The sequence below is a fragment of the Bradyrhizobium diazoefficiens genome (assembly GCF_016616885.1).
Taxonomy (GTDB): domain Bacteria; phylum Pseudomonadota; class Alphaproteobacteria; order Rhizobiales; family Xanthobacteraceae; genus Bradyrhizobium; species Bradyrhizobium diazoefficiens_F.
This window is the reverse complement of the sequence record NZ_CP067102.1, coordinates 5,109,411-5,124,173: the sequence shown is the minus strand read 5'-3', so window position 1 is coordinate 5,124,173 and position 14,763 is coordinate 5,109,411. Positions and strand designations below refer to the sequence as shown.

The 14,763-nt window shown below is 64.1% G+C and carries 19 protein-coding genes; 17 read left to right on the top strand and 2 right to left on the bottom strand.

The window, feature by feature from the left end; translation table 11 throughout:
* Positions 1-8 precede the first annotated feature (8 nt).
* The 6 genes from JJC00_RS24130 to JJC00_RS24105 all read left to right on the top strand — a co-directional run bounded on the left by JJC00_RS24130 (position 9) and on the right by JJC00_RS24105 (position 5,884).
* Positions 9-593, top strand: coding sequence for an amino acid synthesis family protein (locus JJC00_RS24130; protein ID WP_200468401.1), 585 nt, complete (start codon positions 9-11; stop codon positions 591-593).
* A 78-nt stretch (positions 594-671) separates the two neighbouring features.
* The gene (locus JJC00_RS24125; protein WP_200468400.1) at positions 672-1,874 is read left to right on the top strand and encodes an ABC transporter substrate-binding protein; all 1,203 of its coding nucleotides are present in this window, start codon (positions 672-674) and stop codon (positions 1,872-1,874) included.
* Between the two features lie 162 nt (positions 1,875-2,036).
* On the top strand, positions 2,037-3,926 hold the full coding sequence (locus tag JJC00_RS24120) for an ABC transporter permease (RefSeq protein WP_200468399.1): 1,890 nt from the start codon (positions 2,037-2,039) through the stop codon (positions 3,924-3,926).
* A complete protein-coding gene (locus tag JJC00_RS24115; protein ID WP_200468398.1) occupies positions 3,923-4,714 on the top strand; it encodes an ABC transporter ATP-binding protein in 792 nt (263 codons plus the stop codon). Before JJC00_RS24120 ends, JJC00_RS24115 begins: the two co-directional genes overlap by 4 nt.
* Entirely contained in the window at positions 4,711-5,415 is a 705-nt protein-coding gene (locus JJC00_RS24110) for an ABC transporter ATP-binding protein (protein WP_200468397.1), read from the top strand. Before JJC00_RS24115 ends, JJC00_RS24110 begins: the two co-directional genes overlap by 4 nt.
* Before the next feature lie 13 nt (positions 5,416-5,428).
* A complete protein-coding gene (locus tag JJC00_RS24105; RefSeq protein WP_200468396.1) occupies positions 5,429-5,884 on the top strand; it encodes a MarR family winged helix-turn-helix transcriptional regulator in 456 nt (151 codons plus the stop codon).
* A 109-nt stretch (positions 5,885-5,993) separates the two neighbouring features.
* Here JJC00_RS24105 and JJC00_RS24100 read toward each other — a convergent pair whose 3' ends face one another.
* The gene (locus tag JJC00_RS24100) at positions 5,994-7,190 is read right to left on the bottom strand and encodes an amidohydrolase family protein (protein ID WP_200468395.1); all 1,197 of its coding nucleotides are present in this window, start codon (positions 7,188-7,190) and stop codon (positions 5,994-5,996) included.
* A gap of 159 nt (positions 7,191-7,349) precedes the next feature.
* Here JJC00_RS24100 and JJC00_RS24095 point away from each other — a divergent pair, with 159 nt between their 5' ends.
* From JJC00_RS24095 to JJC00_RS24050, 10 genes are all read left to right on the top strand, one after another.
* Positions 7,350-8,123: a ferredoxin--NADP reductase gene (locus tag JJC00_RS24095; protein ID WP_200468394.1), complete on the top strand. Its 774-nt coding sequence runs from the start codon at positions 7,350-7,352 to the stop codon at positions 8,121-8,123.
* 95 nt (positions 8,124-8,218) lie between these two features.
* A complete protein-coding gene (locus tag JJC00_RS24090; protein ID WP_200468393.1) occupies positions 8,219-8,542 on the top strand; it encodes a hypothetical protein in 324 nt (107 codons plus the stop codon).
* A 92-nt stretch (positions 8,543-8,634) separates the two neighbouring features.
* Positions 8,635-9,870, top strand: a complete 1,236-nt coding sequence (locus JJC00_RS24085) for a cytochrome P450 family protein (RefSeq protein WP_200468392.1) — start codon at positions 8,635-8,637, stop codon at positions 9,868-9,870.
* A gap of 131 nt (positions 9,871-10,001) precedes the next feature.
* Positions 10,002-10,463 (top strand): DUF2267 domain-containing protein, encoded by a 462-nt coding sequence (locus tag JJC00_RS24080; protein ID WP_200468391.1) that lies wholly within the window; start codon positions 10,002-10,004, stop codon positions 10,461-10,463.
* Positions 10,464-10,536: 73 nt separating this feature from the next.
* The gene (locus JJC00_RS24075) at positions 10,537-10,965 is read left to right on the top strand and encodes a CBS domain-containing protein (protein ID WP_200468390.1); all 429 of its coding nucleotides are present in this window, start codon (positions 10,537-10,539) and stop codon (positions 10,963-10,965) included.
* Between the two features lie 36 nt (positions 10,966-11,001).
* Complete coding sequence (locus JJC00_RS24070) at positions 11,002-11,187, top strand: hypothetical protein (protein ID WP_200468389.1); 186 nt, start codon at positions 11,002-11,004, stop codon at positions 11,185-11,187.
* Positions 11,188-11,199: 12 nt separating this feature from the next.
* The gene (locus tag JJC00_RS24065) at positions 11,200-11,400 is read left to right on the top strand and encodes a hypothetical protein (RefSeq protein ID WP_084292708.1); all 201 of its coding nucleotides are present in this window, start codon (positions 11,200-11,202) and stop codon (positions 11,398-11,400) included.
* A 3-nt stretch (positions 11,401-11,403) separates the two neighbouring features.
* Positions 11,404-11,631: a hypothetical protein gene (locus JJC00_RS24060; protein ID WP_200468388.1), complete on the top strand. Its 228-nt coding sequence runs from the start codon at positions 11,404-11,406 to the stop codon at positions 11,629-11,631.
* Positions 11,632-11,646: 15 nt separating this feature from the next.
* A complete protein-coding gene (locus JJC00_RS24055) occupies positions 11,647-11,910 on the top strand; it encodes a hypothetical protein (RefSeq protein ID WP_200468387.1) in 264 nt (87 codons plus the stop codon).
* 33 nt (positions 11,911-11,943) lie between these two features.
* The gene (locus tag JJC00_RS24050; RefSeq protein ID WP_200468386.1) at positions 11,944-12,186 is read left to right on the top strand and encodes a hypothetical protein; all 243 of its coding nucleotides are present in this window, start codon (positions 11,944-11,946) and stop codon (positions 12,184-12,186) included.
* A gap of 36 nt (positions 12,187-12,222) precedes the next feature.
* On the opposite strand, the gene JJC00_RS24045 is transcribed toward JJC00_RS24050, so the two are convergent.
* Positions 12,223-13,473: a DUF763 domain-containing protein gene (locus JJC00_RS24045; RefSeq protein ID WP_200474215.1), complete on the bottom strand. Its 1,251-nt coding sequence runs from the start codon at positions 13,471-13,473 to the stop codon at positions 12,223-12,225.
* Positions 13,474-13,600: 127 nt separating this feature from the next.
* Between JJC00_RS24045 and JJC00_RS24040 the strand changes: the two genes are divergently transcribed.
* Positions 13,601-14,740, top strand: coding sequence for a mechanosensitive ion channel family protein (locus tag JJC00_RS24040; protein WP_200468385.1), 1,140 nt, complete (start codon positions 13,601-13,603; stop codon positions 14,738-14,740).
* Positions 14,741-14,763 lie beyond the last annotated feature (23 nt).

Here is a 14,763-nt window from a genome sequence, read left to right as displayed (position 1 = left end):
AGCGAAGCATGAGCGCGATCATCCGCAAGATCGTCACGATCGTCGAAGAGACGCAGATGGAGATGGGCCGCCAGGTCTCGCCGCCGACCCGGCGTGCGGCTGCGATCGCCGTGATCGAAAATCCCTTTGCCGGAAAATATGTCGAGGATCTGTCGCCGCTGATCGCGATCGGCGAGGAGCTCGGCGAGCTGCTGTCGAAACGCGCGGTGGCAGCGCTCGGCATCGATGGCGCGAAGGCGCAGAGCTACGGCAAGGCCGCCGCTGTCGGCGAGAACGGCGAGCTGGAGCACGCCGCCGCGATCCTTCACCCCAAGATGGGTGCGCCGGTGCGCAAAGTACTGACCAAGGGCGCGGCGCTGATTCCGTCATCGAAGAAACGCAGCGGCCCCGGCACGACGCTGGACATTCCGCTCGGCCACAAGGACGCGGCCTTCGTGCGCAGTCATTTCGACGGCATGGAAGTGCAGATCAACGACGCGCCGCGCGCCAACGAGATCATGGTCGCGGTCGCCGTGACCGATAGCGGCCGTCCGCTGCCGCGCGTCGGCGGGCTGACGGTTGCGGAGATCAAGGGCGAAGACGGTTTGAAATGAGGGACGGTTCGGAGGGGCGGGCACAGCTTCTCCGGCATGATCGTGGTCGAGAGATAAAGTTCAAAACTGGAGGTTGGGATGCGAGCAAGAAACTATTTCGTCGGCGCGGCCTTTGCGCTTCTGGCGGCCGGCATGAGTCATTCGGCCCTGGCGCAGGACATCAAGATCGGCGAGATCAACAGCTACTCGCTGCTGCCGTCCTTCACCGAACCCTATCGCAAGGGCTGGCAGATCGCGGTCGAGGAGATCAACGCGGCCGGCGGCATCAACGGCAAGAAGCTCGTCGTCATCTCCAAGGACGACGGCGGCAAGCCGGCGGATGCGCAGACCGCGGCCAATGAACTGGTGTCGAGCGAGGGCGTCGCGATGCTGACGGGCACGTTCCTGTCCAACATCGGCCTCGCGGTCAGCGACTTCGCCAACCAGAAGAAGGTGTTTTTCCTCGCGGCCGAGCCGCTGACGGACGCAGTGACCTGGGCAAAGGGCAACAAGTACACCTTCCGGCTGCGTCCCTCCAATTACATGCAGGCCGCGATGCTGGTGGAAGCCGCCAGCAAGCTGCCGGCCAAGCGCTGGGCAACGATCGCGCCGAACTATGAATACGGCCAGTCGGCGGTGGCGGTGTTCAAGAAGCTGATGTCGGAGAAGCGCCCTGACATCCAGTGGGTCGACGAGCAGTGGCCGCCGCAGGGCAAGATCGATGCGGGCCCGGTGGTGCAGGCGGTGGCGCAGGCCAATCCGGAAGCCATTCTCAACGTCACCTTCGGCCCCGACCTCGTCAAGCTCGTGCGCGAAGGCAACACCCGCGGCCTGTTCAAGGGGCGCGAGGTCGTCTCCTTCCTGACCGGCGAGCCCGAATATCTCGATCCGCTCAAGGACGAGACGCCCGAGGGCTGGATCGTCACCGGCTATCCCTGGTACTCGATCAAGACGCCCGAGCATGATGCGTTCCTGAAGGCCTACCAGGCCAAGTACAACGACTATCCGCGCCTCGGCTCGATCGTCGGCTACCAGACCATCAAGGCGGCTGCCGCCATCCTGGCCAAGGCCGGCTCGACCAACACCGACAAGCTGATCGCGGCGGCTGAAGGCATCTCCATGCCGTCGCCGTTCGGCGAGATCACCTTCCGCAAGATCGACCACCAGTCGACGCTGGGCGCCTTCGTCGGCAAGACCGCGCAGAAGGACGGCAAGGGCGTGATGGTCGACGCCACCTACAAGAAGGGCGCGGACTATCTGCCTGGCGATGCCGAAGTCGAGAAGCTGCGTCCGAAGGATTGATCTCCGCTGCCGTAGGGTGGGTTAGCCGAAGGCGTAACCCACCACTGTCGGCATCCGCAGAAACCAGAAGAGGTGGGTTACGCTGCGCTAACCCACCCTACGAAGCTCTCTCTCCCCGCGCACGCGGGGAGTGGTGAGATCCAACACCAACCCGGACCGCCGATGGCCTTTTACGTCGTACAGTTTCTGACCGGTCTCGCCAGCGCAGCGTCGCTGTTCCTGGTGGCCTCGGGCCTGTCGATCATCTTTGGCGTGACGCGGATCGTGAATTTCGCGCATGGCGCCTTCTACATGATCGGCGCCTACGTCGCCTTCACGCTGACCGAGCGCTTCTCCGGCGCGCTCGGCTTCTGGGGCGGGGTGGTCGTGGCCGCGCTGGCCGTGGCGTTGATCGGCGTCCTCGTCGAGATGGTGCTGCTCCGCCGCATCTACCACGCCCCCGAACTGTTCCAGCTGCTCGGCACCTTCGGTCTCACGCTGATGGTCGAGGATCTCGTGGTGCTGATCTGGGGACCCGACGATCTCGTCGGCCGCCGTGCGCCGGGCTTCAAGGGCGCGGTTGATTTCTTCGGCCAGAACGTCCCGAGCTATGATCTGTTCCTGATCGCGCTGGGCCCGATCGTGCTTGGCATTCTCTGGCTGCTGTTCCAGCGCACGCGCTGGGGCGTGCTGGTGCGCGCGGCGACCCAGGACCGCGACATGGTCGCAGCGCTCGGCGTCAATCAGAAATGGCTGTTCACGTCGGTGTTCGCGGTCGGTGTCTTCCTCGCAGCCCTCGGCGGAGCGCTTCAGATCCCGCGCGATGCCGTGCATCACGCCATGGATCTGCGCATCATCGTCGAGGTCTTCGTCGTGGTCGTGATCGGCGGCCTGGGCAGCATCGTCGGCGCCTTCGTCGCGGCGGTGCTGGTTTCCGAGCTGAACGCCTTCGGCATCCTCATCTTTCCGAAGATTTCCATCATTCTCGTCTTCCTCGTGATGGCGGTCGTGCTGATCGTCCGCCCGTGGGGCCTGTTCGGCAAGCCGGAGGCGGCCGCGCGCAAGACGCCGGGTCTCACTGTCAATCCCTGGCGTCCCCTGACGTCGAACGAGCGGCTGGCCGCGCTCGCAGCCCTCGTGATCGCGGCGATGCTGCCGCTGTTCGCCGGCAATTACGCGCTGACCGTAGGCTCCGAGATCGCGATCTTCGTGATCTTCGCCGTCAGCCTGCACTTCCTGATGTCGGTCGGCGGGCTTGCGTCGTTCGGGCATGCCGCCTATTTCGGCCTCGGCGCTTATGGCGTCGCCTTCCTCGCCAAGATGGCGGGGCTGCCGATGATTGTCTGTCTCTTGCTCGGGCCGCTGCTTGGTTGCATGGGCGCCGCGGTGTTCGGTTTCTTCGCCGTCCAGCTTTCCGGCGTCTACTTTGCGATGCTGACACTTGCCTTCGCGCAGATCGTCTGGTCGATCGCATTCCAGTGGGTGAGTGTCACCGGCGGCGACAACGGCATTCTCGGCGTCTGGCCTGCGAGCTGGGCAGCGAGCCCGTCGCATTTCTACTGGCTGGCGCTCGGCGTGGCGACGCTCGTGACCATTGCGCTGCGGATCATGGTGTTCTCGCCGTTCGGCTATGCGCTCCGCGCCACGCGCGACTCGCTGCTGCGCAGCGAGGCCGTCGGCATCAACGCCAAGCGCATCCAGTGGACGGCGTTCGTGATCGCGGGCACCACCGCCGGCATCGGCGGCGCGCTGTTCGCCTATCTCAAGGGCAGCGTCTTCCCTGATAATCTCGGCATCTCGCTCTCGGTCGATGCGCTGGTCATGGTGCTGCTCGGCGGCGTCGAGACGGTGTCCGGCGGGGTGATCGGTGCGATCGTCTACAAGGCGCTGAACATCTGGCTGGTGAGCCAGACCGATCTGTCAAAGCTCGTGCTCGGCGGCTTCATCGTTCTGATCGTCGTCGTCTTCCCCAAGGGCATTGTCGGCATGCTGGAGATGCTGGCGCAGCGCCGCAGGAAATCTTCGCCGCCAGGTTCCTCCCTGCTGGCCAAGCCGATCGAGTCCGCCGAATGAGCGTCGCACCCCCACTTCTCGCGGTCGAAGGCCTGACCAAATCCTACGGCGGCATCCATGCGGTGCGTGGCGTCTCGTTCTCGCTGCGCGCCGGCGAGATCCTGGCGCTGATCGGCCCGAACGGTGCGGGCAAGAGCACGTGCTTCGACATGCTCAACGGCCAGAACAAGCCTGATACCGGCCATGTTCGTCTGCTCGGCGAGGAGACCACGGGCAAGAAGCCGCGCGACATCTGGCGCATGGGAGTGGGACGCACCTTCCAGATCACCGCGACCTTCGCAACCATGACGGTGCGCGAGAATGTGCAGGTCGCGCTGATCTCCCACGGCAAGCAGTTGTTCAATCTCTGGGGCTCGGCGCCGAATGTCGACCGCGGCGAGGCCGGACGTCTGCTCGAACTGGTCGGCATGGGCGGCTATGCGGATCGGCCCTGCGGCGAACTTGCCTACGGCGACCTCAAGCGGCTTGAGCTTGCTGTCGCGCTCGCCAACCAGCCAAAGCTCTTGCTGATGGACGAGCCGACCGCCGGCATGGCGCCGCGCGAGCGCGTCGAGTTGATGCGGCTGACCGCGCAGATCGCGCGGGAAAAATCGATCGGCGTGCTCTTCACCGAGCACGACATGGACGTGGTGTTCGAGCATGCCGACCGCATCATCGTGCTCAACCGCGGTACCCTGATCGCCGAGGGTTCGCCGGCCGAGGTGCGCGGCAATCCGCAGGTCCAGGCGATCTATCTCGGTGAGGGCCTCCTCTACGATTCCGGGCATCGCGAGGGCGCCTCGGCATGAAGCTCACGGTGCAGGACCTCAACAGCCATTACGGCCAGGCGCACATCCTGTTCGACATCGGTTTCGAGGTCGGCGAGGGCGAGGTGGTGGCATTGCTAGGACGCAACGGCGCCGGCAAGTCGACCACGTTCCGCTCGATCGTAGGCCTCGTCGCGCAACGAACCGGCCGCATCACGTTCGAGGGCAAGGATGTCTCGGCGCGTCCGACGCATGAGATCGTGCGCGAGGGGCTCGGCTATGTGCCGGAAGAGCGGCGCATCTTCACGGACCTGACGGTGGAAGAGAATCTCGAAGTCGGCCGCCAGCCGAAGCGTCCGAATGCGCCGTACTGGACCCGCGAAAAGCTTTTCACGCTGTTTCCGAATCTCGGCGAGATGAAGGGCCGTCCCGGCGGTCGCATGAGCGGCGGCGAGCAGCAGATGCTGACCATCGCGCGCACGCTGATGGGCAATCCGTCACTGGTGCTGCTGGACGAGCCCTCGGAAGGCCTGTCGCCAAAAATCGTGGAGCAGATGGTCGATGCCATCCTGACCATGAAGAAGGAGGGCGTCAGCATCGTCGTCTCCGAGCAGAATTTGCATTTCGCGCGGCTGATCTCCGATCGCGCCTATATCATCGAGCGCGGCCGCATCTGTTTCGGCGGGACCATGGCTGAGCTCGATGCGCGTCCGGATGTCCGCGACGCGCATCTGTCGTTGTGAGAGGCGGGGACGAATGGCGAGAAGCGTCGCGGCAAAGAAGAACGTGAGGCAGGGCAAACCGCCTTACGTGCTTGACGAGCAGGTCGGCTTCATACTGCGCCAGGTCTGGCAGCGCCACAGCTCGATCTTCTCCCGCGACATCGGCACCAATCTGACGCCGACGCAGTGGGCGGCATTGTCAAAGCTCGCCGAGACCGGGCCGTGTTCGCAGAATCAGCTCGGACGGCTGACCGCGATGGACGTCGCGACCATCAAGGGCGTGATCGACCGCCTCACGGCACGTGGCCTGACCGAGACGAGCCAGGATCCCGAGGACGGGCGGCGCCTGCTGGTGAGCCTGACCCGTGCCGGTCAGCAGCTTGCGGAAAAGCTCGCGCCGAATGCGATTGCGATTACCCGCGAAACGCTGGCCCCGCTCGATGCGAAAGAGCGCGAGCTGCTGATGGCGCTTCTCAATAAACTGAGGTGATCTCGTAGGGTGGGCAAAGGCGCAAAGCGCCGTGCCCACCGTGTCTTCGCTTTGAGAAAGAATGGAGGGCACGCTTCGCTTTGCCCACCCTACGGCACTATTTTCTCGGCTACTTCGCCACCACTTCCGGCACCCTGCCGGCGGGCGGGGTATTGCGGCTGCGTTGCGTGCGCACGATGCCGTCGATGATGGTCATGCCGATGCCGGGGAGGTCGCCGAGCTGGACGCTCTCCAGAATGTTCTTGCCGGGCGAGTGCTGCGCCTTGTCCATGATGACGAAGTCGGCGGAGCGGCCGACCTCGATCAGGCCGCAATCGAGCTGCCGCATCCGCGCGGTGTTGCCAGTGGCCAGGCAAAACGCGATCTCGGCCGGCAAATCGCCTAGCGAGGACAGCATCGAGACCATGCGCAGAATGCCAAGCGGCTGCACGCCGGAGCCGGCGGGCGCGTCGGTGCCGAGGATGACGCGATGCAGATCGCCCATCTCGCGCGCGATGCGCAGCGTGAACAGCGCCGAGCGCTCATTGCCGTTGTGCACGAGCTCGAGGCCGCGCTTACAGCCCTCGCAGATGCAGCGAATCTGATCGTCGGGCAGGGCGGTGTGGCCGCCATTGATGTGACCGACCACGTCGGTGTCGGCTTCCAGCACCACGTCCTTGTCGATCAGGCCGGATCCGGGGATCGAGGGGCCGCCGGTGTGGATGGTGCTCTGGATCCCGTATTTGCGAGCCCAGCCGACCATCTTCCGCGCGGTGGGGCCGTCTTTCACGCCGCCGAGGCCGACTTCGCCGAGCAGCTTGACGCCGGCAGCTGCCAATTCCTTGAAGTCTTCTTCGACCATCTCGCATTCGATCACGGGCGCTCCGGCGTGAACCTTCACGCCGCCGGGCCGCAAATTCCAGAAGGCGCGCTGGGCGAAGATGGCCATGGCCTTCAGCCCGACGACGTCGCGCGGGCGACCGGGCATGTGCACCTCGCCGGCGGAAATCATCGTGGTGACGCCGCCGTGAAGGTTGCTGTCGATCCAGCCGATCTGGTTCTGCCGCGGCGTCCAGTCGCCGGCCACAGGGTGGACGTGGCTGTCGATCAGGCCCGGCGCCACCGTGGTGCCGTTGGCCTCAACGATGGTGGTCGCGTCGTCCGTGTTGAGGTCCTTGAAACGGCCGATCGCGGTGATCTTGCCGTTCTCGGCGACGATGGTGTCGCCGTCCAGGATCGGCTTTTCCATCGCGCCGGACAGGATCAGGCCGATATTTCGGATCACGAGCTTCGAAGGTCCGGTGGCCTGGGGGGCGTCATGCGCCATGGAAGGGGCTCCTCATTCCTAACTGCAACGCTTGCGATCTTGGGCAGCCTTGACCGCGGGATCAAGCAGGATTATTCATTAGTATACGAATGATCGTGTACAAACGACGCATAGCTGCCCCGCCTCGAAAACCGCACAGACGCGACACGGATAGGTGAGATGAGCAATTTCAATCAGGAAAGCGTTTTGAGCGTCCACCACTGGACCGACACGCTGTTTTCCTTCAAGATCACCCGCAGCCCGACCTTCCGTTTCCGCAACGGCGAGTTCACCATGATCGGGCTCAAGGTCGGCGAGAAGCCGCTGCTGCGGGCCTACAGCGTCGCCAGCGCCAATTACGAGGACACCCTCGAATTCTTCTCGATCAAGGTGCCGGACGGCCCGCTGACCTCGCGGCTTCAGCATCTGAAGCAAGGCGACGAGATCATCGTCAGCCGCAAGGCCACCGGCACGCTGGTGATCGACAATCTGGAAGAGGGTCGCAACCTCTACCTGATCGGCACCGGCACGGGGCTCGCGCCGTTCCTGAGTGTGATCAAGGACCCCGAGACCTACGAGCGGTTCGAGAAGGTCGTGCTGCTGCATGGCTGCCGGCACGTCAAGGAACTCGCCTACGGCGAGATGATCACCGAGCACCTGCCGAAGGACGAGATGCTCGGCGAGTACATCAGCAACCAGCTGATCTACTACCCGACCGTGACGCGCGATCCCTTCCGCAACCGCGGCCGCATCACCGACCTCATCACCTCGGGCAAGCTGTTCGCCGATATCGGCCTGCCGGCGCTGGAAGCGGCCCATGACCGCGTCATGATCTGCGGCAGCCCCGCGCTGGTGGCCGACACCCGCGTGCTCCTCGGCGAGCGCGGTTTCGTCGAAGGCAACCATGGTGAGCCCGCCCAGTTCGTGGTCGAAAAGGCGTTTGCCGAGCGCTAAGCCCGGAATAGACCGCATTTTCGCCACCGCGGGGGCGTTGCGGCGCCGATTCGGCGCGCGATACACTGTGGGAGCGAATCAGCGGAGTTCCCCCCATGGTTGCGGACAGCGACAGCAACATCGCCTGGCACCGGGTTCAGTTGAAGAAGAACCGCGCCGAGTTGAAGGCGATGGAGACCGCGCGCTTCACGATGGGCGAGATCGCGTCCTCGAAGCGCGACGGCCAGACCCAGAAATCGATCGGGGATCTCAAGCGCAAGATCGCGCAGTCCGAGCGCGTCATCGCCGATCACGACAAGCGCACGCGCCGTCCGCTCGGCACCGATCTGCAAAGCCTCAGCAATGGCAGCTGGAGCCACTGGGACGCCTATACCCAGCAGCAGCGCAAGGCCGGCCCGCGCTCGCCGGGGCGCGGCTAGTCCCGCTGCGCGAGAAGGACCAGCTCCAACCCTTGCGCCTGCGGCGTCGCTCACCATCTCGTTGAGGCGCCACCAACCAGTTCGGTGATCCCATGGCACCGCGCCTCGATTTCACCAGCGAGGCCTTCTTTCGCGATCCGCCCAAGGCCATAGCGGCGTTGCGCGAGCGAGGCCCTGTGGTCGCGACGCGCTTCCCCCTCGTCGGCGACGTCTGGATCACCACGACCCATGATGCGACGGCGCAGGTGCTGAAGGACAGCACGATCTTCACGCTGCGCAAGGAAGATGGCGACGTAGCCGGCCTGCGCTGGTGGATGCCGAGGCTGATCAGGACCATCGCCAACAACATGCTGACGATGGACGAGCCGGATCACACCAGGCTGCGCAGCATCGTGGACGAAGCCTTTCGCCGCCGTGCCATCGTTGCGATGGAGCCGCGCATCCGCGCCATCGCGGACGGTCTGGCCGATGAGCTGTTCGCGAAGGGCAGCCCGGCCGATCTCGTCCAGAGCTACGCGCGCATCCTGCCGCTCTCGGTGATCTCGGAGCTGCTCGGCCTGCCCATGACGGATCGCCCGCGCTTCATCGCCTGGGCCAATGCGATGTCCTCGCTGACGAACGTCGTCAGCTTCTTTCGTCTGCTGCTCGCGTTCCGCAAGATGCGCTCCTATCTCGAACAGCAGTTGCAGGTGGCGCGCGCGCATGGCGGCGAAGGCCTGATTGCCGAGCTGGTTCAGGTCGAGCGGGAAGGCGGTAAGATCACGCCGGACGAGATGGTCTCGATGGTTTTTCTGCTGCTCGCGGCAGGCTCGGAGACCACCACGCATCTGATCAGCGGCTCGGTTTACGAACTGCTCGCCAATCCGGGCTTGCGGGACTGGCTGGAAGAAGACTGGAGCCGCGCCGGGCTCGCGGTCGAGGAGTTCTTGCGTTTCGTCTCGCCGGTGCAATTTTCCAAGCCGCGCTATGTGCGGCGGGATGTCGAGCTTGAAGGCGTGCGCCTGAAGAAAGGCGATCGCGTCATGGTGATGCTCGCGGCGGCAAACATGGATCCCGCGGTGCATGAGCAGCCGGAGCGGCTCGATCTCGAACGCAAGCCCAACCGCCACATCTCCTTCGGCACGGGAATTCACTTCTGCCTCGGCCATCAGCTTGCGCGAATCGAGGCGGCTTGCGCGTTGGAGGCGCTGTTCCGGCGCTGGCCGAAGCTTCGCCTGTCCGTTGAGCCTTCGCAAATTCGGTGGCGTCGCAGGCCGGGCATTCGTGCACTCGAAAGGCTTCCGGTTGTAGACGATGGGCACGTCGGCACTCTCGACGCCGCAGCGTGAAGAACGCGGCGGTGCGGCACCGCGATCATTTCCGAGGACAAATTTGATCTGAAGTTGGCCCCGTTACCAGGAACGGTGCTTGATCGCACCTGTTGTGACTCAAACCTCGAGATTCGAAGTGGAGCTTCACAATGAGTTCCAGTGCCATTCCGGTATTCGACAAGACAGCACAGACGACTCACCTCTGGCTCAACGAAATCGGCGAAGAAATCGGTCTCGACGATCAGCAATCGTGGCGCGTGACGGCCGCTGTGCTGCGCGCAATACGTGATCGCCTGCCCGTCGAGCTTGCCGCGCATCTGGGATCACAACTGCCGCTGCTGGTCCGTGGCGCGTACTATGATCAGTTCCGGCCGTCGGCGATGCCGAGGCGGGTGCGTTCGCTGGACGAATTTCTTCTGCTTATCGCGGAGGAACTGAAGTTTGGGCGTCCAATCGATACGAAGGATGCCGCGCGCGCGGTGTTCAATGTTCTCTCCCGGCATTTGACTGCAGGCCAGATCGGCAAGGTCCGGGAAGCTTTGCCGGAGGAGGTGAGGGCGATCTGGAGCATGGAACTCGGCAACCCGGACAAGAGCGATACGTCGCACTAGGTCGACAGAAACCTTCTTCGCGATGCCCGCGTTAGCCAATCGACATCCCGAAAGGATCATCGGAGAGTCAGCCATGCAAGTTCACGAGATCATGACACCATCGGTCCACATTGCCGATCCCAACATGACGATCCGGGAAGCCTCACGCTGGATGCGTGCCGATAATGTCGGAGCGCTGCCGGTGGGCGAGAATGATCGCCTTATCGGAATGGTGACCGACAGGGACATCGTCACGCGTGCAGTCGCCGAGGAGCGATCGCCTGGCAACACGTCGGTGCGCGAGGTGATGTCCGAGGGCGTCTGCTACTGCTTCGAGGACGACGACGTGGAAGGCGCCTCGCAGGTGATGGCGACGCACCAGGTCCGGCGTCTTCCAGTGCTCAACCGGCAGAAGCGCCTGGTCGGCGTCGTTGCTCTGGCAGACATCAGCAGGGCGGACGATGAATGCGCGCAGGAGGCATTGAAGGACATCTCCGCGCCCGCTGACTGGGAGCAGCACTGACGGCGTCATGACGTCGCTTTCCACAAGGAGGTTTCCATGGCCAGTAAGATGCCACCCGTCCCGAACGCCAACCAGAGCCCAAAGGGAACTGGCGATACCAAGCAGGTACCACCGGATCAGACCCCGCGTGGTCAGCAGCGCGCACAGAATCCAGACCAGCAGGGGCAGCAGGGCAACATCAAGCAGAACACGACCAATCAGGGGTACCAGCAAGACCGCTGAGGAGAGTGCTTCATGTCGACATCCACCAAGACACCGAACAGCATCCGCCAGGGCGGGCCAGGCGCGTCCCACGAAAATGCCAAGGCACCACTTGAGGTGAAGAAGCCGCCAGCGGACGATGCGCAGCGAAGCCATAGTCGCATCTCCGGTGGCGGGGGCGAGCACGATTCGCATCATGCACACGACGCCGCCGGTAAGGGCGGAGGCAGGTAAATCATGAGCAGCAAGCAACCCAAACCGTATAGGCCGAGCGAGAAGGACATGCGCGACAATCCCCTGATCGGCGGATCGAAGGGGGCTACCATGACGGGCATGTCCCCCGACGATCTCGAGGATGCTCTCGGCGAGAACACGATCGAAGGTGATCGCGAGAACGATGTCGGCATTGGCGGCGGCATCGACAAGGACGTCGCACATGGTGGCGCACACCGAAGAGGTCGATAGCTCCGGAGAACAAGCATGCAAGGCAAAAAGACCCACGAGCAGCAGGTTCGCATCCTCGAGCGCAAGCCCGATGTTCCGGACGCGCGGGAGCTGGATCGGGCGTTGGGCCGCAACGTCGAGGACACCGCCGTTCACCGTGCGCAGCCTGAAGCTCGGCACAGCGAATACGCGGTAAGTCGTGGCGGCCTCAATCAGGAGAGCGACCACAATAAGCACAACGATCCCGGCCAGAGCGGCCACAAGCCGCCAAAGCCGATGCCGGCGCAACAGAAGCACTAAATTTTTGGAAGGTCACTGCAAGAGGAGAAACTGATGCCAGCTGGGCACGGCAGCAAGACGCACTTCAGATCCGGCGTGCATGGCAAGGGCGACGGCACCGGCGCATTGACCGAGGTGTCGAAGGACATGATCGGCGACAACATGGTCCTGTCCAACCGCGACAAGAAGCAGCATTCGGACATTCGCGGCATGGACGGCAAGTCCATCCAGACCGAACAATATCAGGATCACGCAGCCAACCGGCTTGTCGAGAGCCCTGAGGACGACGAGACCTGAGGGCGCGTTCCTCCCCGCTGACTTGCGGACCGGTGTTCAGCCAGTCCGCTTTTTTGTCGGCGCGAGGTCGCGCTCCCAGCCGAACACGGAGCGGCCGTCGAGATCGGCTGAGGCTGCTCGTTCACCGGCGATGTAGGCTTCGACCGATGGGCCGTCCGCAGTGCGCTCGAGCCGCCGTGCCTGGTCGTCGAGGCGCTTGATCGCCTGCATCTCTTCTTCGCGTCCGAGCTTTGCGTTCTGCATCGCGCCCTTCAGCACGCGGATGGTCTCGTCATAGACCTTGATCGGAACGGGGTAGGGATGCCGGTCCTTGCCGCCATGGGCGAGCGAGAAGCGCGCCGGGTCCTTGAAGCGATAGGGCGCGCCGTGCACGACTTCGGCGACCATCGCCAGCGAGCGCACGGTGCGTGCGCCGACGCCCGGCGTCAGCAGCAGCTCGGGGAAGTCGACCGGGCCGCGCTCGGCCGCGGCTGCCAGCGTGCCATGCAGGCGGCGCGCGAACACGTCCTTTGGCCGGACATCGTGATGCGCGGGCATGATCAGGTGCGGCAGCATGGCCTGCGCCGGCTCGGGCGCGGTTCCGGAGAGCCGTTCGAACTCGGTGAGGATGCGATCTGGACCGAGATCGCTCAGGAGTTCGAGCTGCGCGGTGCGCGAGACATCGGCGCGATGGTCGGTGAGATTGACGATCTCGCCCTGCTGCGGGCCGTCGATCGCGCTGTGCGGGGCCTCAACGAAACTCTTCAGCGCTTCCGAGTGCCAGTGATAGCGGCGGGCCTGTCGCTTGTCACCGTTCATGCCCTGCTGCACGACCGTCCACTTGCCGTCGGCGGTGACGAAGAAGCCGTGCAGATAGAGATCGAAGCCGTCCTGCACGGCGGCGCTATCCACCTTGGCGACCAGCCGGCTGGCGCGCGTGAGCCTTGCGCCGTCGAAGCCGACGCGGTCGGCGAGCTGCAGCAGCTCGTCCGGCGTCTTGCGCGAATGCTGGCCGCGGCCGCCGCAGACATAGATGCCGAGCTCGTCCTGAAGCGGGCCCAGCCCGCGCTTCAGCGCGCCGATCACGGACGTCGTGATGCCCGAGGAGTGCCAGTCCATCCCCATCACGGCGCCGAATGACTGGAACCAGAAGGGATGCGACAGACGCTGCATGAATGCATCGCGCCCGTAATGATGCACGACCGCCTGCGTGACGATCGCGCCCAATGAGGCCATGCGGCTCGCCAGCCATGGCGGAACCCGCCCGGTGTGGAGAGGAAGATCGGCGCTGCCGGTTCGTCGAGTCATGATTGCCCAGAAATAGCGCAGTTCGGCGACGGTTGCACCAGAGGGATGCTGCATTGCGCGGGATCGGGGAGCGAAGCTGACAGGAGTGCGTTGAAGCGGAGACGCGAATGGAAATGCAGGGACTTTCATGAATCGGCAGGCCCTCATGGCCGACATCGACAGGATGTTCGGGTGGATACCGTCATGGTTTATCGGTCTCGCCCTCGTCGCCGGGGCAATTCTGCTTGCGCTGTCGTTCTATCGGCTCGCGGTCTGGCTGCTCAATCGTACGTTCGGAACCCGGCTTCCGCTGATGAGCGTCTTTATCGAGCGCACCTCCGGACCGGCCCAGTTGGCGCTGTGTCTTGCCGCCGTCGCGCTGGTGCTGCCGCTCGCGCCGCTGGATGACGCGTTTCGGACGCCGCTGAGGAGCCTGTTCGTGGTCGCCTTCATCGCGCTGATCGGCTGGATCTCGATCCGGATCGTCGACATGAGCGCGGCGCGCTATTTGCAGAATTTTCGCGACGTCACCGAGAATTTCGTCGCGCGCAAGCACGTCACCCAGGTCCGCGTGTTCAAGCGCGTCACCGACATCATCATCGTCATCATCACGGTCTCGACCGCGCTGATGACGTTCGATTCGGTCAGGCAATACGGCGTCAGCCTGTTCGCCTCCGCCGGTGCCGCCGGTATCATCGTTGGTCTTGCCGCGCGGCCGCTGCTGAGCAATCTCATCGCCGGTTTGCAGATCGCGATTACCCAGCCGATCCGCATCGAGGATGCCGTCATCATCGAGAACGAATGGGGCTGGGTCGAGGACATCGCCGCGACCTATGTCGTGATCCGGCTCTGGGACTGGCGGCGCATGGTGGTGCCGCTGTCCTACTTCATCGAAAGACCGTTCCAGAACTGGACCCGCGACACGGCGTCCCTGATCGGCGTCATCGCGCTGCATGTCGACTACCGCACCGACGTGCCCCGCATCCGGCGCTGGCTGGAGGGGGCGGTGAAGGAGTCCAAACTCTGGGACGGCGCGGTCGTCAATCTCCAGGTGATCGACGCGGATTCGCGAACCATCGAGCTGCGCGCGCTGGTCAGCGCACGCAACGCACCGCAATCCTGGGACCTGCGCTGCGAGATGCGGGAGAAGCTGATTGCCTTCATCCGCGACGAGATGCCGGAAGCCCTGCCGCGCGAACGCGCGATCCTGATCCCGCAGGGCGGCGACGACGAATTTGTGCGACGTGCTGCATCGCTGGAGAAGATGAGAGCAACAGCGCACAATTGACGAAGATGATCGTGAAGGCGAGC